Below are 25,219 nucleotides of genomic sequence, written 5' to 3'. Positions count from 1 at the left end.
GGACCGCCCACCGCCCGGGAAGGGAGAACCGGAATGCGGGTGTTGGTGGCCGACGACGAGCGGCTGCTCGCCGACACGGTGGCCGAGGGACTGCGCCGGCTGTCGATGGCCGTCGACGTCTGCTACGACGGCGAGGCCGCCGTCGAGCTGGTCTCGGTGCACCGGTACGACGTGGCCGTCCTGGACCGGGACATGCCCGGGCGCACCGGGGACGAGGTCTGCCGGTACCTCACCGCATCCCGGGACGGCGCCCGCGTGCTGATGCTGACGGCGGCCGGCGGCATCCGCGACCGGGTCGACGGCCTGTCGCTGGGCGCGGACGACTACCTCACCAAGCCCTTCGCCTTCGCCGAGCTCGCCGCGCGCGTCCAGGCCCTGGGCCGCCGCTCGCGCGAGGCCACCCCGCCGGTGCTCGACCAGTGCGGCATCGTGCTCGACGTCCCTCGGCACACGGTGTCCCGGGACGGCGCCGTGCTGGCGCTCACGCCGAAGGAATTCGCCGTCCTCACCGTCCTGATGCGGGCCGAAGGACGGGTCGTGCCGGCCGAGCAGCTGCTCGAGCAGGCCTGGGACGAACACGCGGACCCGTTCACCAACGCCGTACGGGTCGCAGTGATGACGCTGCGCCGCAAATTGGGGGACCCGCCGGTGATCCACACGGTGCCGCGCGTCGGCTACCGGCTCGGACACGGCTGAGCCGGTGTCACCGACGCTTCGCCAGCGCATCGCGATCAGCCTGCTCGTGACCGCGGTGCTGGGGCACCTGTATCTGAGCTGGGGCATCCCGCTGGCGCGCAACCTCGTGCGGGCCGGCTACGGCTCGCAGCTCCTGATCTGCGTCGACGGGTGGCGGCAGTTCGGCAACACCTGCGTGCCGGGCACCTTCAGCGTGCCGCTCGCCTCCGTCCTGCTGACGGCGGTGACGCTGGCGCTGGCCGCGGCCCTCGGCGGCCTCGTGCTGTGGTGTGGCCGGCCGCTGCGCTCCCTCGCGGCCACGCTGCGGCGGTTCGGTCCGCAGAACCTCGCGGAGCGCACCGAGCTGCGGGGCCCGCGCGGTCAGTTCGCCGCCCTGGCCGAGTCCATCGACGGCATGCTCGACCGGGTCTCGGCCGGCTACGAGGGGCAGCGGCGCTTCGCCGCGAACGCCTCGCACGAACTCCGGACGCCCCTGGCCGTCCAGCGGACCCTCATCGAGGTCGGCCTGGCGGGTCGTCCGACCGCCGAACAGCTCGAGCTGCTCACCAAGCAGCTGCTGGAGACCAACGAGCGCAACGAGGCGCTGATCGAGGGGCTGCTCGTGCTCGCCGAGACCGAGCAGGGGCTCACCTCCCGGATGCCGCAACGGCTCGACGCGTTGGCCGCCGACACCGTCGCCTCCTACGGTCGGCTGGCGGCGGCGGCCGAGGTGAGCCTGCAGCTGGAGTCCGTGCCGGTGACCGTGGCGGGCGAGTCGGCGCTGCTGGAGCGGCTGATCGCCAATCTCGTGCACAACGGCATCAAGTACAACCACCCCGGCGGCGAGGTCCGCGTGCGGGTGGACGCCGGGCAGCCGGTGCTGACCGTGACCAACACCGGTCCGGTCGTGCCGGCCGAGGCGGTTCCCCGGCTGTTCGAGCCCTTCCGGCGAGCCCGCGGGGACCGGCTGGATCACAGCGGCGGTGCCGGACTCGGGCTGACGATCGCCCGGTCGATCAGTACGGCGCACGACGGTCTCATCGAGGCCGTGGCGCAGCCCGCCGGCGGATTGTCGGTCCGGGTAGACCTACCGCTGGGCCAGTGACGGCCCGGCCCCCTGGCAGCGCCGAACGAGATCAGCGAGGCGTGACGCGCAGCAGCTTGTCGTCGTCGCCGTTGTCGGTGGTCACGTACAGGTCGCCGTCCGTGCCCTGCTGGACGGTCCGGATCCGGCCGTAGCTCCCCTCGAGCTCCGGCAGCCGGAACTGCTGCTCCAGCTTGCCGTCGCGGTCGAGCCGGAGCGCGAGCACACCCTGCCCCTTTAGGACGCCGAGCAGCAGCAGCCCGTCGTAGGCCCCCCACTGCGCGCCGTCGAGGAAGGTGCCCCCGCACGTCGCGATCGTCTGCGACCCGGACGACCACACCGCCTCGATCGCGCCGGGGATCGAGGTGTCGGTCATCGGCACGCTCTCGTCGTAGCCGCCGTCGGATCCGTTCGGGTCGTACCCGTAGTTGCCGCCCGGCCGCAGCAGGTTCACCTCGTCGTCGCGGAAGGTGCCCTGCTCCACCCCGAAGACCTGGTTCGTGCCCGGACGGACGGCGAGGCCCTGCACGTTGCGGTGCCCGTAGTTCCACACAGCCACCTCCCCCGTCGCCGGGTCGGCCAACAGCACCTTGCCCGCCCGGCTGGAGCGGTCCTGCGGGTTGCTGCCGACGGCGTTGTCGCCGGTCCCGATCAGCAGCGCCCCGTCGGGGGTGAACCGCAGCCGGCAGCCCCCGTGCCGGCCCGACGTCGCGTTGGCCGGGATGTCACCGACCAGCGGGTCGGCGACCCGGCTCGCGGTGCGCCAGTCGGCGGAGACGGTCCAGGCGATGACGGCGATCGACGGGGTGGCGCCGTCCGTGACCCCCTGGCAGCTGTAGAACCGCCGGTTGCCGTCGAAGCCGGGATCGAGGACGAGCCCCATCAGGCCCGTCTCGCCCCGGGCGAACAGGTCGTCCATGTCGGCCCGGACGTGCTGGCGCGTGCCGTCGGGCAGGACGGCGGTGAAGCCACCGGCCCGCTCGTCGAACAGCAGCGTGCCGTCGGAGGCCTGGGCGACGTCCCACGGGTGGTCGAGCCCGTCGGCGACGACGGTGACCTCGAGGCGCGGCGCACCGGACGGCGCAGGCAAATCCGTTGGCGTAGCCGTGCACCCGAGGAGCAGTGCGGCCACCATGCAGGGCCCCGCCGCGAGCGTGCGAGCGGTGGGGGGCATGGTGCGCCTTTCGTCAGCTGGTGCGGGTGACCACGTAGTCGCACAGCGCCGACAGCGCGTCCCGGACGTCGCCGGCCGGCACCTGCTCGAGCCGTGCGCGGGCGCGGTCGGCGTACTCGGCGAGCACCTCGTTCGCCCGGGCGAGCGACCGGGACGAGCGCAGCAGCTCGAGGGCCTCGGCGTGGTCGGCGTCGTCACTGATCGGCGCGGCCACGAGCTCCCGCAGCCGCGCCTCCGCCGGGTCGTCGCCGGCGAGCGCGAACAGGGCGGGAAGGGTCGCGATGCCCTCGCGCAGGTCGGTGCCCGGCGACTTCCCGGAGGCGCCGTCGCGGCTCACGATGTCGAGCAGGTCGTCGGAGATCTGGAAAGCCACACCCACCTCCTCGCCGAAGGCGGTGAGGGCCTCGACCAGTGACGCCTCGACGCCGGCGAAGCTCGCGCCGAACCGCGCGGACGTCGCGACCAGCGAGCCGGTCTTGTCCGCCAGCACCCCGAGGTAGTGGTCGATCGGGTCGTCGCCGGGCTGGGCGCCGACCGTCTCCTTGATCTGCCCGGTGACCAGCCGCTCGAAGGTCTGCGCCTGGATGCGCACCGCGTCGGGCCCGAGGTCGGCGAGCAGGTCCGACGCACGCGCGAACAGCAGGTCGCCGGTGAGGATGGCGATGCTGTTGGTCCACCGGCTGTTGGCGCTGGGGGCGCCCCGGCGCACCGCGGCCTCATCCATGACGTCGTCGTGGTACAGCGTGGCCAGGTGGGTGAGCTCGCAGACCACCGCGGCCCGGATCACCTCCGGCGCCTGCGGCTCGCCCAGCTGGGCGGCGAGCAGCGCCAGCATGGGGCGGAACCGCTTGCCCCCCGCCGCCATGAGGTGGCCGGCGGCCTCGCGGACGAAGGGGTGCTCGCTGCCGACGGCGGTGGTCAGGGCCGACTCGACGCGGACGAGTCCGTCGGCGAGCGCGGCGCCCAGTGCTCCCTCGGGGAGCCAGGGGCCGATGGTCGACGCCGGCGTGGAGCCCCGGTGCCAGACCTCGGTGGAAGTGCCGTCGGCTGCGGCACGGGCTCCGGTCATCAACCGACGAAGATAGCCGCCCGCTGGGCGAGGTCGAGCACCGACCCGGGAACGATGCCCAGCGCGAGGGTGGCCGTTGCCGTGATCGCGAGGACGACCGTGGTCGGCAGACCGGGCACGCCGACGGTCGGGCCGTCGGCGGCCGGCGGCGAGAAGTACATGAGCACGATGACCCGCAGGTAGTAGAAGGCCGCCACCGCGCTGGCCAGCAGCGCGACCAGCGCCAGCGGCCAGGCACCGGACTCGATGGCCGCCCGGAAGACGGCGAACTTCGCGGTGAACCCGGCGGTGAGCGGGATCCCGGCCAGCGCCAGGAGGAACAGGCTCATGACGCCGGCGGTCAGGGGTGAGCGCGACGCGAGGCCGGCCCACTGCGACAGGTGGCTCGCCTCGCCGTCGCCGTCCCGGACGAGGGTGAGGACGGCGAAGGCGCCGATCGTCGTCAGGCCGTAGGTGAGCAGGTAGAACAGCGTGGCGGCCAGGCCGGAACCGTGGCCTCCGCCGAGACCGATCACGCCGGTCAGCAGGAAGCCGGCGTGCGCGATCGAGGAGTAGGCCAGCATGCGCTTGAGGTCGGTCTGGGTGAGGCCGAGCACGGCGCCGACGATCATGGAGATGATCGCGATGCCGTAGATCAGCGGTCGCCAGGTCCATTCGCTGGTGCCGAAGGCGACGTACAGCAGCCGCAGGATGGCGCCGAACGCGGCGACCTTCGTGCACGCCCCCATGAACGCCGTCACCGGCGTCGGAGCGCCCTGGTAGACGTCCGGCGTCCAGGTGTGGAACGGCGCGACGCTGCCCTTGAACAGCAGCCCCACGATGAGCAGGGCCAAGCCCAGCACGAGCAGGATGTTGCTGCCCTCGGCGACTGCGCCGGACCGGATGTCGGCCAACCGGACGCTGCCGACGGCGCCGTAGACCAGCGCCAGCCCGTAGAGGAAGAACGCCGAGGCGAAGGCGCCCAGGAGGAAGTACTTGACCGCCGCCTCCTGGCTGAGCAGCCGCCGCCGGCGGGCCAGGCCGCTGATCAGGTACAGCGGCAGGCTCAGCACCTCGAGGGCCACGAACATGACCAGCAGGTCGTTCGCGGCGGTGAACAGCATCATGCCGCCGATGGCGAACGTGGCGAGCGGGTACACCTCGGTCTGCACCCGCTCGGACGTGAGCAGTTCGCGGTCGCGGGGACTGCCGGCCGGCACGGCGGCCGACGTCACGAACGACGAACGTGCCGGGTCGAGGGACCGCTCGGCGAACAGCAGGATCGCCAGCGCTCCGAGGCCCGCGATCGTCGCCTGCAGGAACAGCCCGGCGCCGTCGACGGCGAGCGCCCCACCGGCGGTGACCTCGTGTTTGCCGGCGAGCAGCAGGGTGGCCACCAGCGCGCCCAGGGTGCCCACCAGGGCCAGGGCGACCTGGACCGGATGCCGGACGTCGCGCGGGGCGAACGCCTCGACCAGCACGCCGGCGCACGCGGCGCCGAAGATGAACAGCAGCGGCGCGAGCGCGGCGAGGGAGAGAGCGGGCGCGTGGATCATCGTGCGGACCCTCCGAGGTCGCTCATGGTGGCGCTGACGGCCGGCTCGATCAGGTTCAGCAGCGGCTGGGGGTAGACACCCAGCGCGATGATCAGGGCGACGAGCGGCGCGACGACGGCGATCTCCCGCCGGTCGAGGTCGAGGACGCGCAGCGTCCGGCGCGGCGCGGTCCGGACGGCGGTGCCACCACCCGTATCGGTGGGCGGGTGCTCGGGCGGGAGCTCCTGCAGCAGCACCCCGGCCGGCGGGCCGTGCATGGTGCGCTGGTACATGAGCAGGATGTAGATGGCCGACAGCAGGATGCCGACGGCGGCGAGGACGGTGAACACCGGCTGCGACGGGAAGGAGCCGATCAGCACCAGGAACTCGCTCACGAAGCTGTTGGTGCCCGGCAGCGCCAGCGAGGCCATGCCGGCGACGAGGAACACCCCGCCCAGCAGCGGCGCCTTCGCGGCGATCCCGCCGTAGTCGCGGATCTGCCGCGAACCGCCGCGGGCGATCAGGAAGCCGACCACCAGGAACAGCAGGCCGGTCGAGATGCCGTGGTTGACCATGTAGAGCACGGCACCCGTGGCGGACTCGGTGGTGAAGGCGAAGATGCCCAGGGCGATGAACCCGAAGTGGGAGACCGACGTGTAGGCGACCAGGCGCTTCATGTCGCTCTGCCCCATGGCCAGGAGCGCCGCGTAGAGGATGCCGACCACGGCGAGCACCAGGACCCACGGCGCGAAGAAGCGTGAGGCATCGGGGAACAGGGGCAGGCAGTAGCGCAGGAAGCCGAACGTCCCGACCTTGTCCAGGACGCCGACCAGCAGTACCGCGCCCCCGATCGGGGCCTCCGCTGCGGAGTCGGGCAGCCAGGTGTGCAGGGGTACCAGCGGCGCCTTGATGGCGAAGGCGACGAAGAAGCCGAGGAAGAGCAGCTTCTGCACGCCGGGGGTGATGTCGAGCTGGCGCAGCGCGTCGAACGCGAACGTGCCCTCGCCCAGCTGGCTGTTGCTCACCACGTACAGGCCGATGACGGCGGCGAGCATGATCAGGCCGCCGACCAGGCTGTACAGGAAGAACTTCACCGCGGCGTACTGCCGGCGGGGCCCGCCGAAGCTCCCGATGAGGAAGTACATCGGGACGAGCATCGCCTCGAAGAAGACGTAGAAGAGGAACACGTCGGTCGCGGCGAAGACGCCGACCATCATCGCCTCGAGCAGCAGCAGCCAGGCGAAGTAGGCCTTCATCGACCGGCCGGGGAACTCCTCGCGCCACGAGGCGCCGACCACGACCGGCACCAGGACGCCGATGAGCAGCAGCATCACCAGCGCGATGCCGTCGACCCCGAGCGCGATCCGCACGCCGAAGTCGGGGATCCAGGCGAAGTCGGTGGTCAGCTGGAAGCGGTCGCCGCCGGTGTCGAAGGCCACGGTCGCGAGCACGGCGAGCACCAGCACGAACAGGCTGACGCCGAGGGCGATCTGCTTGGCCAGCAGGTCACGGCCGCGCGGGAGACCCGCGACGACCGCGGCGGCGACCGCCGGGACGACGATCATCACGAGCAGCCAGGGGAAGTCACTCACCGGTGTCCGGCCTTTCCAGAGGTCGCGCCAGCAGTCATGGTGGTCATCCCGCCGTCACCGCCAGCAGGGCGCCCGCGACGAGCACGGCGCCGCCGAGCATGCCGAGGGCGTAGGTGCGCACGAAGCCGGTCTGGGTGCGGCCCAGCCGCGACGAGGACCCGCCCAGCGTCGCGGCGAGGCCGTTGACGGCCCCGTCGATGCCGCGGTTGTCGAAGAACACCAGCGCGCGGGTCAGCCACTGGCCGGGACGCATGAACAGCGACTCGTTGATCGTGTCGGCGTAGAGCGCCTTCCGGGCGGCCCGCGTCACGAACGAGACCCGGGCCGGGGCGGTCACGGGCACCTCGCGGCGGCCGACGAACAGCCAGGCGAGGAAGGCCCCGATCAGCATGACCGCGAACAGTGCGATCCCGATGGAGAGCGGCGCGACCACGTGCTCGGCCTCCTTCGGCTCCCCGAAGACCGGCGCGAGCCAGTCGCTGAGCGGGAAGGCCTGGACGAGCAGGAACCCGGCGAACACCGACCCGACGGCCAGCACGATCATCGGCACGGTCATCACCGACGGCGCCTCGTGCGGGTGCACGCCCTCCTCCCACCGCGCGCGGCCGAAGAACGTCATGAACATCAGCCGTGTCATGTAGAAGGAGGTGAGACCGGCGGCGAGCACCGCGATGATCCCGAAGGTGTAGCCGAGGGTGTCCCCGCGGTCGAACGTCGCCTCGACGATGGCGTCCTTGGTCCAGTAACCGGCCAGGCCGGGGAAGCCGATGAGCGCCAGGTAGCCCAGCCCGAAGGTCACGAAGGTGACCGGCAGCTTCTTCCACAGCGCGCCGAACCGCCGCATGTCCACGCCGTCGTCCATGGCGTGCATGACCGAGCCGGCGCCGAGGAACAGCCCGGCCTTGAAGAAGCCGTGGGCGAGCAGGTGGGCGAGCCCGGCCACGTAGCCGACCGGCCCGAGGCCCACCGCGAGGAACATGTACCCGATCTGGCTGACCGTGGAGTACGCCAGCACCTTCTTGATGTCGTCGTAGGCGCAACCGGCGATCGCGCCGATCAGCAGGGTGAGCGCCCCGATGCACATGACGACGACGCGGGCGGTCTCGCTGAGGTCGTAGATCGGCGCCGAGCGCGCGATCAGGTAGACGCCGGCGGTGACCATCGTGGCCGCGTGGATGAGCGCCGAGACGGGGGTCGGTCCCTCCATGGCGTCGGGCAGCCACGCCTGGAGCGGGAACTGGCCGGACTTGCTGCAGGCCCCGAGCAGGAGCAGCAGGCCCATCGCCGTGACCGTGCCGCCGGCCAGGGTGCCGACCGAGCCGAAGACGCCCTCGTAGGACGTCGTCCCGAGCTGGCTGAACATCAGGAAGATCGCGAGCGCCAGGCCGACGTCGCCGACCCGGTTCATGATGAACGCCTTCTTGGCCGCGGTGGCGGCCGACGGGCGGGTGTACCAGAACGCGATCAGCAGGTAGGACGCCAGACCCACGCCCTCCCAGCCGACGTAGAGCGCCACGTAGTTGTTGCCGAGGACCAGCAGCAGCATCGCCGCCACGAACAGGTTGAGGTAGGCGAAGAACCGCCGGCGCCCGGGGTCGTGCGCCATGTAGCCGATCGAGTAGATGTGGATCAGCGAGCCGACCCCGGTGATCAGCAGGACGAAGACCGCCGACAGCGGGTCGTAGAGCAGCCCGGCGCGGATGTCGAGCGAGCCGCTGGAGATGAAGGTGAACAGGTCGACGTTCACCGACTTCGCGTCCTGCCCAGCCAGCTGGATGGTGCAGACGAGGCCGATCACGAACGCGGCGACGACGGTCGCCGACCCGAGCAGGTGGCCCCACCGGTCGGTGCGGCGGCCGCCGAGCAGCAGCACTGCTGCACCGGCCAGCGGCAGCGCGATCAGCAGCCAGGAGTACGTGAGCATGCGCGTTTCCCCGTCAGTACTTGAGCAGGTTGGCGTCGTCGACCGAGGCGGACCGGCGGGTCCGGTAGATCGACATGATGATCGCGAGGCCCACGACGACCTCGGCGGCGGCCACGACCATGACGAAGAAGGCCATGATCTGGCCGTCGACGGTGCCACTGGCGCGGGCGAAGGTGACCAGCGTGAGGTTCACGGAGTTGAGCATCAGCTCGACGCACATGAACACGACGATGGCGTTGCGCCGGACGAGCACGCCGACGGCGCCGATCGTGAACAGGATCGCGGCGAGTACGAGGTACCAGGACAGCGTCACCGACGGTCACCCCCGTCCAGGGGAGCCGGGTCGAGCGTGCCCAGCGCGGCGTCCGGGGAGCCGAGCTGCCCCCGGCCGATGGGTCGCGGCATCTGGTCGGGCTCCTGGGGGTCGAGGCCGGTCGCGAGCGAGTCCTCCGCCACCTGGCCGTCGGGCAGGATCGCGGGCACGGCGACGGAGTTGGCGCGCGCGAACACACCGGGTCCCGGCAGCGTCTGCGGCCGGTCGGTGAGGAAGCGGGCCCGCGAGAGGTCCTTCTGGCTGCGCCGGCTGCCGGGTTCGCGCTCGATGTGCGCGAGCACCATCGCTCCGACCGCGGCGGTGATCAGCAGTGCGCTGGTCACCTCGAACGCGAGCAGGTACTTGGTGAACAGCAGCTCGGCGATCGCGTGGATGTTGCCCCTGCCGCCCAGTGCGTCGTTCAGGCCCGCCACCGGCAGGTCCTGGGTGGCGCGGGCGATGCCGGCACCGACCAGCCCGGCGAAGCCGATGCCCAGGACGATCGCCGCGACCCGCTGACCGCGCAGCGTCTCCACGACGGAGTCCGACGAGTCGCGTCCGACCAGCATCAGCACGAAGAGGAAGAGGATCATGATCGCGCCGGTGTAGACGATGATCTGCACGGCGCCGAGGAACGGCGCCTCCTGGACGACGTAGAACACGCCGAACGACAGCATCGTGGTCACCAGGAACAGCGCCGAGTGGACGGCGTTGCGGCTGAGCACCATGCCCAGCGCCCCGGCCAGCGCGATCGGGCCCAGGATCCAGAAGACGACGGTCTCGCCACCGGCGAGGTGCTGGCTCATACCCGCTCCTCGGTGACCGGCTCCGCGGGCGCCGACCCCGGCACGCGCAGGTAGTAGTCCTTCTCGTCGTCCCCGAGCCGCATCGGGTGCGGCGGGGCCTCCATGCCGGGCAGCAGCGGTGCCATCAGCTGCTCCTTGGTGTAGATGAGGTCCTGGCGGTTGTCGTCGGCCAGCTCGAAGTCGTTGCTCATCGTCAGCGAACGCGTCGGGCAGGCCTCGATGCACAGGCCGCAGAAGATGCAGCGCAGGTAGTTGATCTGGTACACGCGGCCATAGCGCTCACCGGGTGAGAAGCGGGCGTCCTCGGTGTTGTCCCCGCCCTCGACGTAGATGGCGTCGGCCGGGCAGGCCCAGGCGCACAGCTCGCAGCCGACGCACTTCTCCAGGCCGTCCGGGTGCCGGTTGAGCACGTGCCGGCCGTGGTAGCGCGGCTTGGTCACCTTGGGCTCGAACGGGTACTGCTCGGTGGTCACCTTGCGGAAGATCTGGGCGAAGGTCACCCCGAAACCCTGCGTCGGGGCGGGCATGACGCTGTCACGGACGGCGGGCCGCTTGCTCCCCCGGCCGGACGAGCGCTCGACCTCGCCCCCCGAGCGCCGGGCGGGTGTCCGGTCAGACATCGCCGTCCTCCTTCTGACTGGTCGGGCCGCGGCGTCCGGTGCTCACGACGGGAGCGCCGTCGCTGGCCACCGGCTGGCGCCGCAGTCGCGGCGACGGCGGCACCTTGAGATCCATCGGCGGGATCGGGAAGCCGCCCTCGGAGCGGCTCGGCGCGCCGGTCGGCCGGCGGCGGGGGCCGAGGGCGGGCAGGACGTCGGGTTCCGGGTCGACGGCGTGCACGCCCCCGGCCGAGGCCTCGACGGCCATCAGCCGCGTGTCGCGGTTGGCCGAGCGGCTGGCGATCAGCAGACCGGCGAGCACCAGCAGCGCGGCCGGGACGCCCACGTAGAGCGCCACCTCGCCGGTGGACAGGTCCGCCTCCCGCGACACGGTGCGCATGGTGGCCACGACCAGGATCCACAGCAGCGCCGTCGGCACCAGGACCTTCCAGCCGAACCGCATGAACTGGTCGTAGCGCAGGCGAGGCAGCGTGCCGCGCAGCCAGATGAAGACGAACAGCGCGACGACGACCTTGAGGAAGAACCAGAGCAGCGGCCACCAGCCGGTGTTGGCGCCGTCCCAGATCGAGATCGGCCAGGGGGCGCGCCACCCGCCGAGGAAGAGCGTCGCGGCCAGCGCGGAGACGGTGACCATGTTGACGTACTCGGCGAGGAAGAACAGCGCGAACTTCAGCGACGAGTACTCGGTGTGGAAGCCGCCGACCAGCTCGCTCTCGGCCTCGGGGAGGTCGAACGGCGCGCGGTTGGTCTCGCCGACGACCGCGACCACGTAGATGACGAACGAGATCGGGAGCAGGACCGCGTTCCAGCTGGGCCCGGTGAACTCCCAGCCGAAGAAGGACAGCTGGTGGCCGTGGGCCTGCGCGCCGACGATCTCCGAGGTCGACATCGACCCCGAGTAGAGGAAGACGGCGACGATGGACAGGCCCATCGCGATCTCGTAGCTGACCATCTGGGCGGCGCTGCGCAGGCCGCCGAGCAGCGGGTAGGTCGAGCCGGAGGCCCAGCCGGCCAGCACGATGCCGTAGACGCCCATCGCGGAGCAGGCCAGGACGATGAGGACGCCGATCGGCGCATCGGTGAGCTGCAGCGGCGTGTGGTGGCCGAACATGCTGACCGAGGGACCGAGCGGGATGACCGAGAAGGCCAGGAACGCCGGGATCGTGGCGATGACCGGCGCCAGGAAGTAGACCGGCTTGTCGGCCAGCGCCGGCATGATGTCTTCCTTGAACGCGAGCTTCAGGCCGTCGGCCAGGCTCTGCAGGTAGCCGCGGGGGCCGACCCGGTTCGGGCCGAGCCGCTGCTGCATGCGGGCGACGACCTTGCGCTCGAAGACGATCGCGAACAGCGTCATGAAGACCAGCACGACGAAGATGCCGACGATCTTGATGAGGACGATCCACCAGACGTCGTGCCCGAAGTCGTCGAGCGTCGGCTGGTTCGCACTGGCCAGCACGTTCACGCGACACCTCCGACGGACAGCCGCACCACGCCACCGGGACCGGAGCCGAGATCGGTGCGGATCTCGCTCCCCGGTGACCTCATCGGCAGCCACACCACCCGGTCGGGCATGGGGGTGATCCGCACCGGCAGCGTGACGGAGCCGGTCGCCCCGCTGACGGTCAGCCGGTCGCCGTCGGCGAGACCCAGCCGGCCGGCGGCGTCGGCGCCGATCCGCGCCACGGGCTGCCGCGCGGTGCCGGCCAGTTCGGGCTCGTCGCGCTGGAGCGTGCCGGCGTCGATCAGCTGACGCCAGGACGCCAGGACGGCGGTCTCACCGGCGGGCAGGTCGGGTGCCGCCGGGGGCCGGACGTCGAGCCCGATCCCCTCCGCGGGCCGGCGGGAGGCGCCGAGGGCGGCGAGTTCGGCTCGCGCCGCCTCGGGGGTGGGCAGCCGGAGGTCGACGTCCATCTCGTCGGCAAGGCCCTGCAGTACCCGCCCGTCGGGAAGCTGTCCGGTGCCGTGCAGCGTCGCGTCGAAGGAGCGGGGGCGGCCCTCCCAGTCGAGGAAGGTGCCGGCCTTCTCCGGCGCGGCGGCGACCGGCAGGACCACGTCGGCCCATTCGGTGACCGCCGAGGGGAACATCTCCAGGCTGACCACGAAACCGACGTTGGCCAGGGCCGCCTCCGCGAGCGCGGGGTCCGGCAGGTCGTGCGGGTCGACCCCGCCGACCAGGAGACCGCCGAGCTCGCCGTCGCGGGCGGCGGTGAGGATGCCGGTGACGTCACGACCCGGCGTGGCCGGCACGTCGGCGCCCCAGCGCTGGGCGACGTCCGCGCGCCCGGCCGCATCGGCCACGCTCCGCCCACCGGGGAGCAGGCCGGGCAGGGCGCCGGCCTCGACCGCGCCGCGCTCCCCCGCCCGGCGTGGGACCCACGCCACCCGCGCGCCCGTCTTCTGCGCCAGCGCGACGAGCGCCGAGAACGCGCCGGGCACCTCGGCCAGCCGCTCGCCGGCCAGGATCACCGCACCCGGCTGCCGCAGCGCCTCGATCGCGGGGCCGCCCCACGAGCCGTCGGTGAGCGCGCGCAGCGACTGGGCCTCGGCCCCGGGCAGCGTGGTCAGGACGGTGGCCTGCAGCTTCTCCGCAGCCCGGGTGGCGAAGGGCGCGAGGTCGAACACCGGCAGGTTGCGGGTGCGCACGTTGCGGCGCAGCCGCAGGAAGACGATCGGCGACTCCTCCTCGGGCTCGAAGCCGGCGAGCAGCACCGCCGAGGCCTCGTCCAGCTGCTGGTAGGTCACCGCACCCCGGCCGGCTCCAGTGCCGGCGACCCGCGCCTCCAGGAACGCGAGCTCCTCGGCCGAGTGCGCGCGGGCGCGGGCGTCGACGTCGTTGGTGCCCAGCGCGACGCGGGCGAACTTGGCGTAGGCGTAGGCGTCCTCGAGGGTCAGCCGGCCGCCGGGCAGGACACCGACGCCGCCCTGCTCACGGGCCGCCAGCAGGCCCTCGGCCGCCGCCGCCCATGCCTCGGGCCAGGACGCGGGCTGCAGTTCGCCGTCCCGTCGTACCAGCGGCGTCGTCAGCCGGGCGTTCGCGCTGACGTAGCGGAACGCGAAGCGACCCTTGTCGCAGTTCCACTCCTCGTTGACCGCGGGGTCCTCGCCGGCCAGCCGGCGAGTGATCTTCCCCCGCCGGTAGTCGGTGCGCTGGGCGCAGCCCGATGCACAGTGCTCGCAGACGCTGGGCTCGCTGCGCAGGTCGAACGGACGCGCGCGGAAGCGGTACTGCGCGCTGGTCAGCGCCCCGACGGGGCAGATCTGGATCGTGTTGCCGGAGAAGTAGGAGTCGAACGGCTCGTCCTCGTAGATCGCGACCTGCTCCAGCGCGCCGCGTTCGAACAGGTCGATGAAGGGATCACCGGCGATCTGCTGGGAGAAGCGGGTGCAGCGTGCGCACTGGATGCACCGTTCGCGGTCGAGCAGGATCTCGCTGGAGATCGGCAGGGGCTTCGGAAACGTCCGCTTCGCCTCCTGGAAACGACTCTCCGCCGGCCCGTTGCTGATCGTCTGGTTCTGCAGCGGGCACTCGCCGCCCTTGTCGCACATCGGGCAGTCCAGCGGGTGGTTGATCAGCAGCAACTCCAGGTTCCCGTGCTGCGCCTTGTCCGCGACCTCGCTGGTGAGCTGCGTCTGCACGACCATGCCCTCGGCGACCGGCATCGTGCAGGAGGCCACGGGCTTGCGCTGGCCCTCGACCTCGACCAGGCACTGACGGCAGGCGCCGACCGGCTCGAGCAGCGGGTGGTCGCAGAACCGCGGGATCTGGACGCCGATCATCTCGGCGGCCCGGATGATCAGGGTGCCCTTGGGGACGGCCACGTCGAACCCGTCGATCGTGCAGTGCACGGCGTCCGGCGGGGTGTGCGGACCAGGCGAACCGGGCGGCACCGCGGGTGCGGGACCGGGGGTCGTCAGCGTCATGAGGCAACCTTCACGGGCTCGATGCGGAGCGTTCGGCCGAGGCGGGCCTGTTCCTCGGGAGGCAGCAGGGCCACGTAGTCGTCCTTGAAGTACTTCAGCGAGCTGACGACGCAACTGGTGGCACCGTCGCCCAGGGCGCAGAACGCGCGGCCCAGGATGCTGTCCGAGATGTCGAGCAGCGTGTCGAGGTCCTGGGCGGTGCCCTGGCCGGCGACCAGCCGCTGGAGGATCCCGACGTACCAGTAGGTGCCCTCCCGGCACGGGGTGCACTTGCCGCAGCTCTCGTGCGCGTAGAACTCGCTGAACCGCAGGGTCGCCTCGACGATCGAGTCGGTCTCGTCGAAGACCATCAGCGCGGTGGTGCCGAGCATGGAGCCCGCCGCTGCGACCGAGTCGAAGTCCAAGGGGATGTCGAGGTGTTCCGCGGTGAAGTACGGCGTCGACGAGCCCCCCGGCGTCCAGAACTTCAGCTCGTGGCCCGGGCGGACGCCGCCGGCCATCTCGAGCAGCTCGCGCATCGTCGTCCCCATCGGGGCCTCGTACTGGCCGGGACGGACCACCCGGCCAGACAGCGAGTAGATCTTCGGACCGGGGGACTTCTCCGGGCCGAACTCCTTGAACCAGTCGGCACCGCCGCGGACGATGAACGGCACGCTGGCCAGCGATTCGACGTTGTTGATCACCGTCGGTGCGCCGTACAGGCCGGCGACCGCGGGGAACGGCGGCTTCAGCCGCGGCTGGCCGCGATAGCCCTCCAGGGAGTCCAGCAGGGCGGTCTCCTCGCCGCAGATGTAGGCGCCGGCGCCGGCGTGGACGATCAGCTCGAGGTCGAAGCCGCTGCCGAGGATGTCCGTGCCGAGGTAACCGGCGTCGTAGGCCTCGCGCACGGCCGACACCAGCCGGCGGTGCGCGTGCACGGCCTCCCCGCGCACGTAGATCACCGCGAGGTGCGAGCGGATCGCGTACGCGGCGATGATCACGCCCTCGATCAGCGAGTGCGGGTCGGCCATCATCAGGGGCAGGTCCTTGCAGGTGCCCGGCTCGCCCTCGTCGGCGTTGACCACCAGGTACTTCGGCATCGCCGCCGGACCGGTCGGGGTCTCCCCCGGCTTGGGCTGCGGGATGAAGCTCCACTTCATGCCGGTGGGGAAGCCGGCGCCGCCGCGGCCGCGCAGGCCGGAGTCCTTGACCAGGTTCACGAGCTCGTCCGGGGCCATCGACAGCGCCGTCCGCAGGGCCGCGTAGCCCTCGAGCCGTTCGTAGGTCGACAACCGCCAGGACTGGTCGGCGCCCCAGCGGGTGGTGAGCACGGGAGTGAGAGGCATCGGATCAGGCCTTCCCGGGACCTTGACCGGTCGTACCGGGCTCGGTCCCTGCAGGGGAGTCGGTGCCGGCGCGACCTCTGCCGGCATCGCGGCGAGCCGGCTCGGGGGCGCCACGCCGGGCGGACTCGACGCCCGCGGCCTCGGCCGCTGAGGCATCGGAGGACGAGGTGGCGGCACGGCGCATCTCGGGGGCCGCCTCGCCGCGCTCCTCGGCCAGGTGCAGCCCGCGCAGGGTCGGCCCGTACTCGCCGGGATTGTCGATCGCGGCGTCGGCGTCCTGGTACTGGTTGAAGCCGGCGAGCTGGCGGGAGATGCCCCGGAAGTCGGTCAGCGGAGCACCGCGGGTCGGTAGTGGCTTCTCGCCCCGGCGCAGCGCCGCGACCAGTTCCCGCGCGCTCTCGACGTCCTGCTGGTCGTAGAACTCGTAGTCGACCGTGACGACCGGCGCGTAGTCGCAGGCGGCCAGGCACTCGGCGTGCTCGAGGGTGATCGAGCCGTCGGCGGTCGTCTCGTCGTGGTGCACCCCGAGGTCGACCGAGAGCGCGTCCATGATCCGCTGACCGCCGAGCACGTTGCAGAGCGTGTTCGTGCAGACGCTGACGATGTGCCGGCCGGTGGGGCGGCGCTTGTACATCGTGTAGAACGTCGCGACCGCGCCGACCTCGGCCTTGGTCAGGCCGAGCTCGTCGGCGCACAGCGCGACGCCCTCGGGCGAGACGTAGCCCTGGTAGCTCTGCACCAGGTGCAGCATCGGCAGCAGCGCCGACCGCGCGACCGGGTAGCGGGCCATGATCTCCCGCGCCTCGAGCCGGGTCTGCTCGGTCAGCGGCGGCAGGTCGGCGTACGCCGGCTGTACCGGGCTCGAGTCGAGCCCGGTGACCGCGGTTCCTTCGGCGGATCCGGGAAGGGCACTCACCGGTCCACACCTCCCATCACGGGGTCGATCGAGGCGACCGCGGCGATGACGTCGGCGATCATGCCGCCCTCACTCATCGCCGCCGTGGCCTGCAGGTTCACGAATCCTGGGTCCCGCACGTGGACGCGCCACGGCCGCGTGCTGCCGTCACTGACCACGTGGTAGCCGAGCTCGCCGCGAGGCGACTCGATCGGCACGTACACCTGGCCGGCCGGCACCCGGAAGCCCTCGGTGACCAGCTTGAAGTGGTGGATCAGGGCCTCCATCGACTGACCCATGATGTGCCGGACATGCTCGAGGGAGTTGCCCATGCCATCCGCGCCGAGGCTCAGCTGCGCCGGCCAGGCGATCTTGCGGTCCTCGACCATGACGGGGCCGGGCTCGAGCCGCTCCAGCGCCTGCTCGATCAGCTTCAGCGACTCGTTGATCTCGGCCATGCGCACGAGGTAGCGGCCCCAGGCGTCCGCGGTGTCGGCGGTCGGCACCTCGAAGTCGTAGGTCTCGTAGCCCAGGTAGGGCTCCACCTTGCGCAGGTCCCAGGCCAACCCGGCGGACCGCAGGATGGGACCGGTGACGCCGAGCGCCAGGCACCCGGTCACGTCCAGGTAGCCGACGTCCTTGAGCCGCCGCTGCCAGATCGGCTGGCCGGTGAGCAGCCGGTGGAAGTCGGCGACCCGCCCCGGCATGATCTTCAGGAATTCCCGGATGTGCTCCACCACGCCCTCGGGCAGGTCCTGCGCCAGGCCGCCGGGGCGGATGTACGCGTGGTTCATCCGCAGGCCGGTGATCTCCTCGAGCAGGTCGAGGCACATCTCGCGCTCGCGGAAGCCGTTCGTCATCGCCGTCAGCGCGCCCAGTTCCATGCCGCCGGTGGCGAGGCCCACCAGGTGCGAGGCGATCCGGTTGATCTCCATCACGAGCAACCGGATCGTCTGCGCGCGCTGCGGCACCTCGACGCCGAGCAGTTTCTCCACCGACGTGCAGTAGGCGAACTCGTTGAACAGCGGGGCGAGGTAGTCCATCCGGGTCACGAAGGTCGTGCCCTGGGTCCAGTTGCGGTACTCGAGGTTCTTCTCGATGCCCGTGTGCAGGTAGCCGATGGTCACCCGCGCCTTGGTCACCGTCTCGCCCTCGAGGTCGAGGATCAGGCGGAGGACGCCATGCGTCGAGGGGTGCTGCGGCCCCATGTTCACGACGAGGCGCTCCTCGCCGTGCGGGTCGGCGAAGGTGAGGTCCCAGTCGCCACCGGTGACGGTGTAGACGCGGCCCTCGGTGGTCTCGCGCGAGCCGGCGTACGGGTCGGCCTCGTTGTAGGCAGTGCTCATCTGCAGGCCCCCTTACCTGTAGGCCCGGCGCGTGTCCGGCGGCGGGATGGTCGCGTCGTGGTACTCCACGGGGACGCCGCCCAGCGGGTAGTCCTTGCGCTGCGGGTGGCCGTCCCAGTCGTCGGGCATGAGGATCCGGGTGAGCGCGGGATGGCCGTCGAAGACGATTCCGAACATGTCCCAGGCCTCGCGCTCGTGCCAGTCCGCGGTGGGGTAGATGCCCGTGACCGAGGGGACGTGCGCGTCCTCCGCGGTGACGGCGACCTCGAGGCGGATCCGGCGCCGGTAGGTCATCGAGGTGAGGTGGTAGACGACGTGCAACCGGGGGCGGCCGGGCGAGACCGCCGGGCCGCCGCTGTCGAGGTAGTCCACCCCGGACAGGCTGCTGAGCAGCTCGAATCGCAGCGCCTCGTCGTCCCGCAGGGCCTGGGCGAGCGCGAGCAGGTGCTCGCGCTCGACGAAGTAGGTGATCTCGCCGCGGTCGACCAGCACCCGTGACACCGCCGCCGCGTAGGTGCCCTCGCCGACCGCTTCGATCAGCGCGTCGGTGACCTCGTCGAAGTAGCCGCCGTAGGGCCGCTCGGTGGAGTGCAGCGCGACCGCACCACCGGGCTCGACCCGCACGAGGCCGCCGAAGCCGGAGGTGTCGCCGCTGCCGGTGACGCCGAACGCGCCCTTCCGGAAGCCGCCGCTCGGCGCCTGGGCACCCTGCGAGGCGTCCATCCCGCTGCGGTCGCCCGGCCCCGTCATCTCCAGGCCTTTCCGAGCCCCGTGGGCCGCTCCTCGGGCAGCAGGACGGCGTTGCCGCCGCGCTGCTCGATCGCGAACTGGCCGGTGCGGCCCTGCGCGGCCGCCTCCTCGTAGGCCCGCCGCGCCTTCTTGTCCACGCGCACCGTGGAGGGCATCTCGACGTGCAGGTCCTTCGCGGTGCCCTCCTCCTGGGCGCGGGCCAGCTGCCGGGCCCGCTTGGCGCCGAGCGGCTCGTGCTGGATCTTGTGGTGCAGCTTGAGGATCGCGTCCATCAGCATCTCCGGCCGCGGCGGGCAGCCGGGCAGGTACATGTCCACCGGGACGATGTGGTCGACGCCCTGGACGATCGCGTAGTTGTTGAACATGCCGCCGGAGCTGGCGCAGACGCCCATGGCGAGCACCCACCGCGGCTCGGGCATCTGGTCGTAGATCTGGCGCAGTACCGGGGCCATCTTCTGGCTCACCCGGCCGGCCACGATCATCAGGTCGGCCTGCCGCGGCGAGGCCCGGAAGACCTCCATGCCGAACCGGGCCATGTCGTACCGCCCGGCGCCCGACGCCATCATCTCGATGGCGCAGCAGGCCAGCCCGAAGGTGGCCGGCCACAGCGAGGACTTGCGCGTCCAGTTGACCAGCTTCTCGACCGTCGTCAGCAGGACGCCGCTCGGCAGCTTCTCCTCGAGTCCCATCTCAGTCCCATTCCAATCCGCCGCGCCGCCACACGTACGCGTAGGCGATGAACACGGTGGCGATGAAGACGACCATCTCGACCAGCCCGAAGACGCCGAGCCGGTCGTTGGTGACCGCCCACGGGTAGAGGAAGACGATCTCGATGTCGAAGACGATGAAGAGCATCGCCGTCAGGTAGTACTTGATCGGGAAACGGCCGCCCGACAGCGGCTGGTGGACCGGCTCGATCCCGCACTCGTAGGCGTCGAGCTTCGCCCGGTTGTAACGGCGCGGACCGACATAGGGCGCAGCGGTCACCGAGAACAGCGCGAACCCGGCGGCGAGCGCGAAGAGCCCGATCAGCGGGACGTAGTTCGACAGCATCAGCGGCACCCTACGGTGAGGGCGATCACGTTCCGGACAGGCGTCATGCCTCACGCTCCGTGTCGGCTTGTGTTCGAGGTGTGATGTCGACCACGATCACACCGCCGGTGTCAGTCGGGTGAGCGCGGCGATGGCCCGGTCGACCCGGTCCCCGTCGGCCCCGTCGGTCAGGTTCCCCATCAACCGCACCGCGGCGCCGACCATCGCCGGCCGCTTCAGGCCGTGCGACGTCGCGAACCGGACGAGGTCCGGACGGCTCAGGAGCGCGAGGAACCCCATGCCCAGCCGGTGGTGCCGGCCGTAGGTGGTCCGGAGCCGGTCCGGGTACCGACGCAGCACCGCCTCGCGCTGCAGGCCCTCGGGACGGGCGAGAGCGTTCACCGAGGTCTCGGCGGCCATGCGCCCGGTCTCCATCGCGTAGCTGATGCCCTCGCCGTTGAACGGGTTGACCGTGCCGGCCGAGTCGCCGGCGAGCAGCAGCCCGCGGCTGTACGCGGGGCCGCGGTTCAGCGCCATCGGCAGGCCGGCGCCCCGCAGCGGGGTGACGGCGTGCTCCTCGTCCAGCCCGTCCTCGGCGGGGAACGTGTCCAGCCACCGGCGCAGGATCTCGCGGTGGTCGCTCCCGTCCCCGCGGCGCGTGTCGAGCAGGCCGAAGCCGACGTTCGCCGTCCCGTCGCCCATGCCGAAGATCCAGCCGTAGCCGGGCATGGACGACCTCGTCGGCCCGTCGGCGGAGAGGTCGAAGGAGATGTCGAGGTAGTCGTCGGACGCGCGTGGGGTGCGGACGTATCGCCGGACGGCGATCCCCAGCGGCCGGTCCTCGCGGCGCACCAGGCCCAGGGACTTGGCGAGGCGGCCCGAGAGCCCCTCGGCCGAGACGACGAGCGTCGCCCGCCACGTGCCCGGCTCCTTGTCCGGCCCCGTGAGGGTGTGCACCCCGACGACCCGGCCGGCCTCGTCGAGCAGGGGATCGGTGACGGTGACACCGGTGTGCAGCCGCGCCCCCGCGGCCTGCGCGTGGTCGGCCAGCTGGGCGTCGAACTCGCTGCGCCGGCGGACCACGCTGTAGTGCGGCCAGGAGTCGAGCTCGGGCCAGTCCACCTCGATGACCTGGCCGCCGCCATGGACGCGTAGACCCTTGTGCCGGACCCAGCCGGCGGCGGGCGAGGTGTCGATGCCCATGTCGTCGAGCACCTTCACCCCTCGCGGCGTCAGTCCGTCGCCGCAGACCTTCTCGCGGGGGAAGGCCGACTTCTCCAGGACGACGACGTCCACCCCGGCGCGGGCCAGCCAGTAGGCGGCGCTGGAGCCGGCGGGGCCGGCGCCGACGACGATCACGTCGGCGGAGGTCACGTCGGCCGAGGTGTCGGGCACGCTCCCCTGCCTCCTCCCGGACCGTTTGCCTGACTTTGTGAATCAGTTCACAAAGTCGCTCGGTCCGAGTCTAGGCCCGGCTGTGAGGAAGGGAACAGCGACCCCCGGTCAGACGGTGTCCCGCCGCACGGGTAGGGCTCCCGCCCTCCCGCATGTCGGTACCGGGTCAGAAGGGTGGTGGGTCGGGATCTCGCTCGGCGGTCACCCGCAGCACGGGTCCGTCGTGGTCGGCGGCGATGCCCGGTGGCCGGCTGGTGCGGGTGACGCCGCTGGGTGTGGTGATGGCGAGGACGCCTTCGGCGGTCATGACGTAGTGCCAGCCGGGGGCGTGGGTCTTCAGCCGGTGATGCCGGCGGCACAGGCAGCACAGGTTGGTGCAGTCGGTCTCGCCGCCGTCGGCGTGCGCGAGCACATGGTCCAGGTCGGCCCAGCCGGCCCGGTTGGCGCAGCCGTAGTGCCGGCAGGTGCGGTCGCGGGTGGTGGTGAACCGCCGCTGGGCGGGGCTGGGTTCGTACCGGTCCACCGCCGGCGGCGGGCACAGTCCCCCGCCGTGCCGCACCGCGGACTCCAGCTCCCGGCGGGTCACCGCGGCGATCAGCCGCCCGTTCTCATCGACCACCGACAGCATCAGGGTGCCGTCGGTGGGCGCCCGCAGCCCGCCCGGGCACAGCGCGTCCAACCGCTCCAGCAGCTGCCGGGCCTGCGCCGCGGTCACCGGCTCCCCGTCGACCAGCACCGGCTCCCGCCCCAGACCGGGCGCCCCGGCGGCCGCGGACTCCAACGCGTCCAGGTGGGCGAGGACCTCCACGTGCGCCGACACCGCCGGCCGGTCCTGCCCGGCGCCGGTGACCCGGGCGTGCAGCGCCACGGCCCGCAGCAGGCCGATCGGACGCTGGTCCCCGGCGGCCTTCGCCGCCCGCGCGTCGGCGTCGACCCGCGCCCGGATCTCCTTCGCCTCCGGCAGCGGCATCGTGGCCCGCAGCTCCCCCATACCGTTCCCGATCCCGCCCGCGGTGACGTCGGCGGCGCGCAGAGCCTTCTTCTTCCGCAGCTCCACGGCCGCGGGGTCGGCCTTGATCAGCTCCGCCCGCACCAGCGCCTGCAACCGGGTGATCGACAACCCGGCCGCCCGCGGCAACACCACCCGCTCGACGGCGGCCAGCACATCCTCGGGGGTCTCCCGGGCCGGCCAGCCCAGCTCGACGGCGATCGCCCGCGCCCGCGGCCAGTCCAGCTCCCCGTCGGCCAACGCCGCCCACGTCCCCGGCAGCCGCCTGCGCAACGTCGTCGACTGCTCCCACAGGTTGGTCGCCGCCGTCCGCGAACAGTTCAGCACCATCGCCAGCTCGTCGGCGTAGAACTCCGACACGTCCTCGTCCAGCAGATCGTCGGCCCACGCATCCGACGCGGCGCCGGTCTGCCCCCGCCGCCGGTCCACCGTCGCCGGCCGATCCGCGGCCAACCCCACCACCAGCTCCACCTCGAAGGCGGCCAGCACCGACTTCGCCTGCTGCACCCGCTGCAGCTGCGCGGCCTTCTGCTCCGGCGACATCGACGCCACCCGCAGCAGGTCCCCGATCCGCGACGGCCGCGACGACACCACACCCTCCGGCACGACATCCGCCCACGGGTCCGGGTGCAGCCGGTCCACGGTCACACCGACCGCGAACGACTCCGGAGGGAACATGCCCGAACGCTAGAACACACGTACGACAGATTTGCCCTGCTCGACGGCAGGACCGGAAGATCAGATCCGGCGGGCGCGGTGCAGCGCGACGATGCCGCCGGTGAGGTTCTGCCAGGCCACGTCCGTCCAGCCTGCGTCCTGCACGCGACCGGCCAGCGCCGCCTGGTCGGGCCACGCGCGGATCGACTCGGCGAGGTAGACGTAGGCCTCGGGGTTGCTGCTGACCGCCCGGGCGATCCGGGGCAGCGCCTTCATGAGGTACTCCGTGTAGACGGTGCGGAACGGCGCGAACGTCGGGCTGGAGAATTCGCAGATCACCAGCGCCCCGCCCGGCCGCGTGACCCGGCGGAACTCCCGCAGTGCGGCGTCCGGATCCGCGACGTTGCGCAGCCCGAACGAGATGACGACGCCGTCGACGCTCTCGTCGGCCAGGGGCAGCGCCATCGCGTCACCGGCCACCTTGGGCACGTGCCGGGAGGCGCCGGCCCGGAGCATCCCCTGCGAGAAGTCGCACGCGATCGCGGTCACGCCGCCGGCCGCCAATTCGACCGTCGACACCGCCGTGCCGGCCGCCACGTCGAGGACGGTCTGCCCCGGGCGGGCCCCCAGCGCCTCGCGGGTGGCCCGCCGCCAGGATGCGTCGAGTCCGCCGGAGAGCACCGTGTTGGTGACGTCGTAGCGCCGGGCGACCCGGTCGAACATGGCGGCGACGTCGGCCGGTTGCTTGTCCAGGCCGGCCCGCAAACCGGTGGTGTGCGCGTCGTCTCCCCGGTCTCCCACGGCGGCGACGGTACCGGGCCTCTTACGCTGGCACCGTGACCGCGGCAGCCCTGACCTCCCCGGCCGCCGCCGCGCGCACGGTGACGACCGTGCGGACCGACGACGCCGTCGCCCTCCTCGACCGCCTGCCGGCCGAGGGCGCCCTGTCGTGGGTGCGCCGCGGCGACGGGCTGGTCGGCCGCGGCGAGGCGGCCCGGCTGGAGGTCACCGGCCCGGAGGCACTCACCGAGGCCGCGCAGTGGTGGGAGTCCTACACCGCCGAACTCGGCGTGGACGACGACCTGGGCATCCCGGGGTCGGGGCCGGTGCTGTTCGCCAGCATCGCGTTCGACCCCGTGGCCGGGACGTCGGTCTTCGTCGTCCCGGAGGTCACGGTCGGACGGCGCGACGGCGTCGGCTGGATCACGACCATCGGCGACGTCGATCCGCGGGACGTCCCCGCGACCGAGCGCCCGGACGACGAGACCCCGCTGCGCCTGCGCTACGCCGACGGCGCGCTCGACCCGGCCACCTGGTGCGCCGCCGTCGCCACCGCGGTCGAGCGGATCAAGGACGGCGACCTGGCCAAGGTCGTGCTGGCCCGAGACCTGCTGGTGTCCGCCGACGTGCCGCTCGACCCGCGCCGCCTGCTGCGCCGGCTGGCCGCCCGATTCCCCGATTGCTGGACCTTCGCCGTCGACCGGCTGCTGGGCGCGACCCCCGAACTCCTTCTCCGGCGCACCGGCCGCGAGCTGTCCGCACGGGTGCTCGCGGGCACCGCCCCCCGAGGCGCGGGCGCCGACGACCAGCGCCTCGCCGATGCGCTGCTGGGCTCGACCAAGGACCGCGCCGAGCACGCCCTCGCGGTCGACTCGCTCGTCGACGCCCTGGCGCCGTACTGCACGGCGCTCCACGCCCCCGCCGAGCCCGAGCTCCTGACCCTGGCCAACGTGCGGCACCTGGCCACCGACGTCACCGGGACCCAGCGCAGCCGGGGCCGCCGCGGCGCGGCCGGGCTGCTCGAACTGATCGGCGCCGTGCACCCCACCGCAGCGGTGTGCGGGACGCCGACCCGCGACGCGGCAGCGCTCATCGGCGAGCTCGAGGGCATGGACCGGGGGCGCTACGCCGGACCGGTCGGCTGGCTGGACGCCCGGGGCGACGGGGAGTTCGGGCTGGCGTTGCGCTGCGCCGAGCTGGTCGGGGACGACAGCGCCCGGCTCTTCGCCGGCTGCGGCATCGTGGCCGGCTCCGACCCGAGCGCCGAGCTCGCCGAGACGCAGTCGAAGTTCGCGGCCTTCCAGGCGGCCCTCGAGGGGTGACGCCCGGTACGGGCCG

General features: G+C 72.2%; 22 protein-coding genes. 3 read left to right on the top strand and 19 right to left on the bottom strand.

The features are described from left to right. Positions 1 to 33: 33 nt before the first annotated feature. Positions 34 to 696: a response regulator transcription factor gene (locus AC2H4J_RS12715; protein ID WP_487465245.1), complete on the top strand. Its 663-nt coding sequence runs from the start codon at positions 34 to 36 to the stop codon at positions 694 to 696. Between the two features lie 4 nt (positions 697 to 700). Further along, complete coding sequence (locus AC2H4J_RS12710; protein ID WP_487465244.1) at positions 701 to 1,780, top strand: sensor histidine kinase; 1,080 nt, start codon at positions 701 to 703, stop codon at positions 1,778 to 1,780. A gap of 31 nt (positions 1,781 to 1,811) precedes the next feature. On the opposite strand, the gene AC2H4J_RS12705 is transcribed toward AC2H4J_RS12710, so the two are convergent. The 19 genes from AC2H4J_RS12705 to AC2H4J_RS12615 form a co-directional block, all read right to left on the bottom strand. Further along, positions 1,812 to 2,849 carry a PQQ-dependent sugar dehydrogenase gene (locus AC2H4J_RS12705; protein WP_487465243.1) on the bottom strand — a complete coding sequence of 346 codons (1,038 nt, stop codon included), beginning with the start codon at positions 2,847 to 2,849 and terminating at the stop codon, positions 1,812 to 1,814. A 97-nt stretch (positions 2,850 to 2,946) separates the two neighbouring features. After that, on the bottom strand, positions 2,947 to 4,002 hold the full coding sequence (locus tag AC2H4J_RS12700) for a polyprenyl synthetase family protein (RefSeq protein WP_487465242.1): 1,056 nt from the start codon (positions 4,000 to 4,002) through the stop codon (positions 2,947 to 2,949). Next, positions 4,002 to 5,537, bottom strand: a complete 1,536-nt coding sequence (gene nuoN, locus AC2H4J_RS12695; protein ID WP_487465241.1) for an NADH-quinone oxidoreductase subunit NuoN — start codon at positions 5,535 to 5,537, stop codon at positions 4,002 to 4,004. The genes AC2H4J_RS12700 and nuoN overlap by 1 nt, the downstream gene beginning before the upstream one ends. Next, the gene (locus tag AC2H4J_RS12690) at positions 5,534 to 7,108 is read right to left on the bottom strand and encodes an NADH-quinone oxidoreductase subunit M (RefSeq protein WP_487465240.1); all 1,575 of its coding nucleotides are present in this window, start codon (positions 7,106 to 7,108) and stop codon (positions 5,534 to 5,536) included. Before AC2H4J_RS12690 ends, nuoN begins: the two co-directional genes overlap by 4 nt. Before the next feature lie 43 nt (positions 7,109 to 7,151). Next, complete coding sequence (gene nuoL / locus AC2H4J_RS12685) at positions 7,152 to 9,032, bottom strand: NADH-quinone oxidoreductase subunit L (protein ID WP_487465239.1); 1,881 nt, start codon at positions 9,030 to 9,032, stop codon at positions 7,152 to 7,154. A gap of 13 nt (positions 9,033 to 9,045) precedes the next feature. Beyond that, positions 9,046 to 9,345, bottom strand: a complete 300-nt coding sequence (nuoK, locus tag AC2H4J_RS12680; RefSeq protein WP_487465238.1) for an NADH-quinone oxidoreductase subunit NuoK — start codon at positions 9,343 to 9,345, stop codon at positions 9,046 to 9,048. Then, complete coding sequence (locus AC2H4J_RS12675; protein ID WP_487465237.1) at positions 9,342 to 10,151, bottom strand: NADH-quinone oxidoreductase subunit J; 810 nt, start codon at positions 10,149 to 10,151, stop codon at positions 9,342 to 9,344. Before AC2H4J_RS12675 ends, nuoK begins: the two co-directional genes overlap by 4 nt. Next, the gene (gene nuoI, locus AC2H4J_RS12670; protein WP_487465236.1) at positions 10,148 to 10,771 is read right to left on the bottom strand and encodes an NADH-quinone oxidoreductase subunit NuoI; all 624 of its coding nucleotides are present in this window, start codon (positions 10,769 to 10,771) and stop codon (positions 10,148 to 10,150) included. Before nuoI ends, AC2H4J_RS12675 begins: the two co-directional genes overlap by 4 nt. Next, a complete protein-coding gene (gene nuoH / locus AC2H4J_RS12665) occupies positions 10,764 to 12,233 on the bottom strand; it encodes an NADH-quinone oxidoreductase subunit NuoH (protein ID WP_487465235.1) in 1,470 nt (489 codons plus the stop codon). The genes nuoI and nuoH overlap by 8 nt, the downstream gene beginning before the upstream one ends. Further along, positions 12,230 to 14,692: an NADH-quinone oxidoreductase subunit G gene (locus AC2H4J_RS12660; RefSeq protein ID WP_487465234.1), complete on the bottom strand. Its 2,463-nt coding sequence runs from the start codon at positions 14,690 to 14,692 to the stop codon at positions 12,230 to 12,232. Before AC2H4J_RS12660 ends, nuoH begins: the two co-directional genes overlap by 4 nt. Then, complete coding sequence (gene nuoF, locus AC2H4J_RS12655; protein ID WP_487465233.1) at positions 14,689 to 16,017, bottom strand: NADH-quinone oxidoreductase subunit NuoF; 1,329 nt, start codon at positions 16,015 to 16,017, stop codon at positions 14,689 to 14,691. Before nuoF ends, AC2H4J_RS12660 begins: the two co-directional genes overlap by 4 nt. A gap of 4 nt (positions 16,018 to 16,021) precedes the next feature. Next, on the bottom strand, positions 16,022 to 16,933 hold the full coding sequence (gene nuoE, locus AC2H4J_RS12650; protein ID WP_487465232.1) for an NADH-quinone oxidoreductase subunit NuoE: 912 nt from the start codon (positions 16,931 to 16,933) through the stop codon (positions 16,022 to 16,024). Further along, on the bottom strand, positions 16,930 to 18,258 hold the full coding sequence (locus tag AC2H4J_RS12645; protein WP_487465231.1) for an NADH-quinone oxidoreductase subunit D: 1,329 nt from the start codon (positions 18,256 to 18,258) through the stop codon (positions 16,930 to 16,932). Before AC2H4J_RS12645 ends, nuoE begins: the two co-directional genes overlap by 4 nt. A gap of 12 nt (positions 18,259 to 18,270) precedes the next feature. Further along, positions 18,271 to 19,008 (bottom strand): NADH-quinone oxidoreductase subunit C, encoded by a 738-nt coding sequence (locus AC2H4J_RS12640; RefSeq protein ID WP_487465230.1) that lies wholly within the window; start codon positions 19,006 to 19,008, stop codon positions 18,271 to 18,273. Next, a complete protein-coding gene (locus AC2H4J_RS12635; RefSeq protein WP_487465229.1) occupies positions 19,005 to 19,697 on the bottom strand; it encodes a NuoB/complex I 20 kDa subunit family protein in 693 nt (230 codons plus the stop codon). Before AC2H4J_RS12635 ends, AC2H4J_RS12640 begins: the two co-directional genes overlap by 4 nt. A gap of 1 nt (position 19,698) precedes the next feature. Next, positions 19,699 to 20,061: an NADH-quinone oxidoreductase subunit A gene (locus tag AC2H4J_RS12630; RefSeq protein WP_487465228.1), complete on the bottom strand. Its 363-nt coding sequence runs from the start codon at positions 20,059 to 20,061 to the stop codon at positions 19,699 to 19,701. 96 nt (positions 20,062 to 20,157) lie between these two features. Next, positions 20,158 to 21,435: a geranylgeranyl reductase family protein gene (locus tag AC2H4J_RS12625; RefSeq protein ID WP_487465227.1), complete on the bottom strand. Its 1,278-nt coding sequence runs from the start codon at positions 21,433 to 21,435 to the stop codon at positions 20,158 to 20,160. Between the two features lie 166 nt (positions 21,436 to 21,601). Next, the gene (locus tag AC2H4J_RS12620) at positions 21,602 to 23,122 is read right to left on the bottom strand and encodes an HNH endonuclease (protein ID WP_487465226.1); all 1,521 of its coding nucleotides are present in this window, start codon (positions 23,120 to 23,122) and stop codon (positions 21,602 to 21,604) included. 60 nt (positions 23,123 to 23,182) lie between these two features. Beyond that, positions 23,183 to 23,902, bottom strand: a complete 720-nt coding sequence (locus AC2H4J_RS12615) for a demethylmenaquinone methyltransferase (RefSeq protein ID WP_487465225.1) — start codon at positions 23,900 to 23,902, stop codon at positions 23,183 to 23,185. A 35-nt stretch (positions 23,903 to 23,937) separates the two neighbouring features. Here AC2H4J_RS12615 and AC2H4J_RS12610 point away from each other — a divergent pair, with 35 nt between their 5' ends. Beyond that, positions 23,938 to 25,203 carry an isochorismate synthase gene (locus AC2H4J_RS12610; RefSeq protein WP_487465224.1) on the top strand — a complete coding sequence of 422 codons (1,266 nt, stop codon included), beginning with the start codon at positions 23,938 to 23,940 and terminating at the stop codon, positions 25,201 to 25,203. Positions 25,204 to 25,219 lie beyond the last annotated feature (16 nt).

The sequence above is a fragment of the Blastococcus sp. OS1-29 genome (genome assembly GCF_057628075.1).
This window is presented reverse-complemented; position numbering and strand designations above follow the sequence as displayed.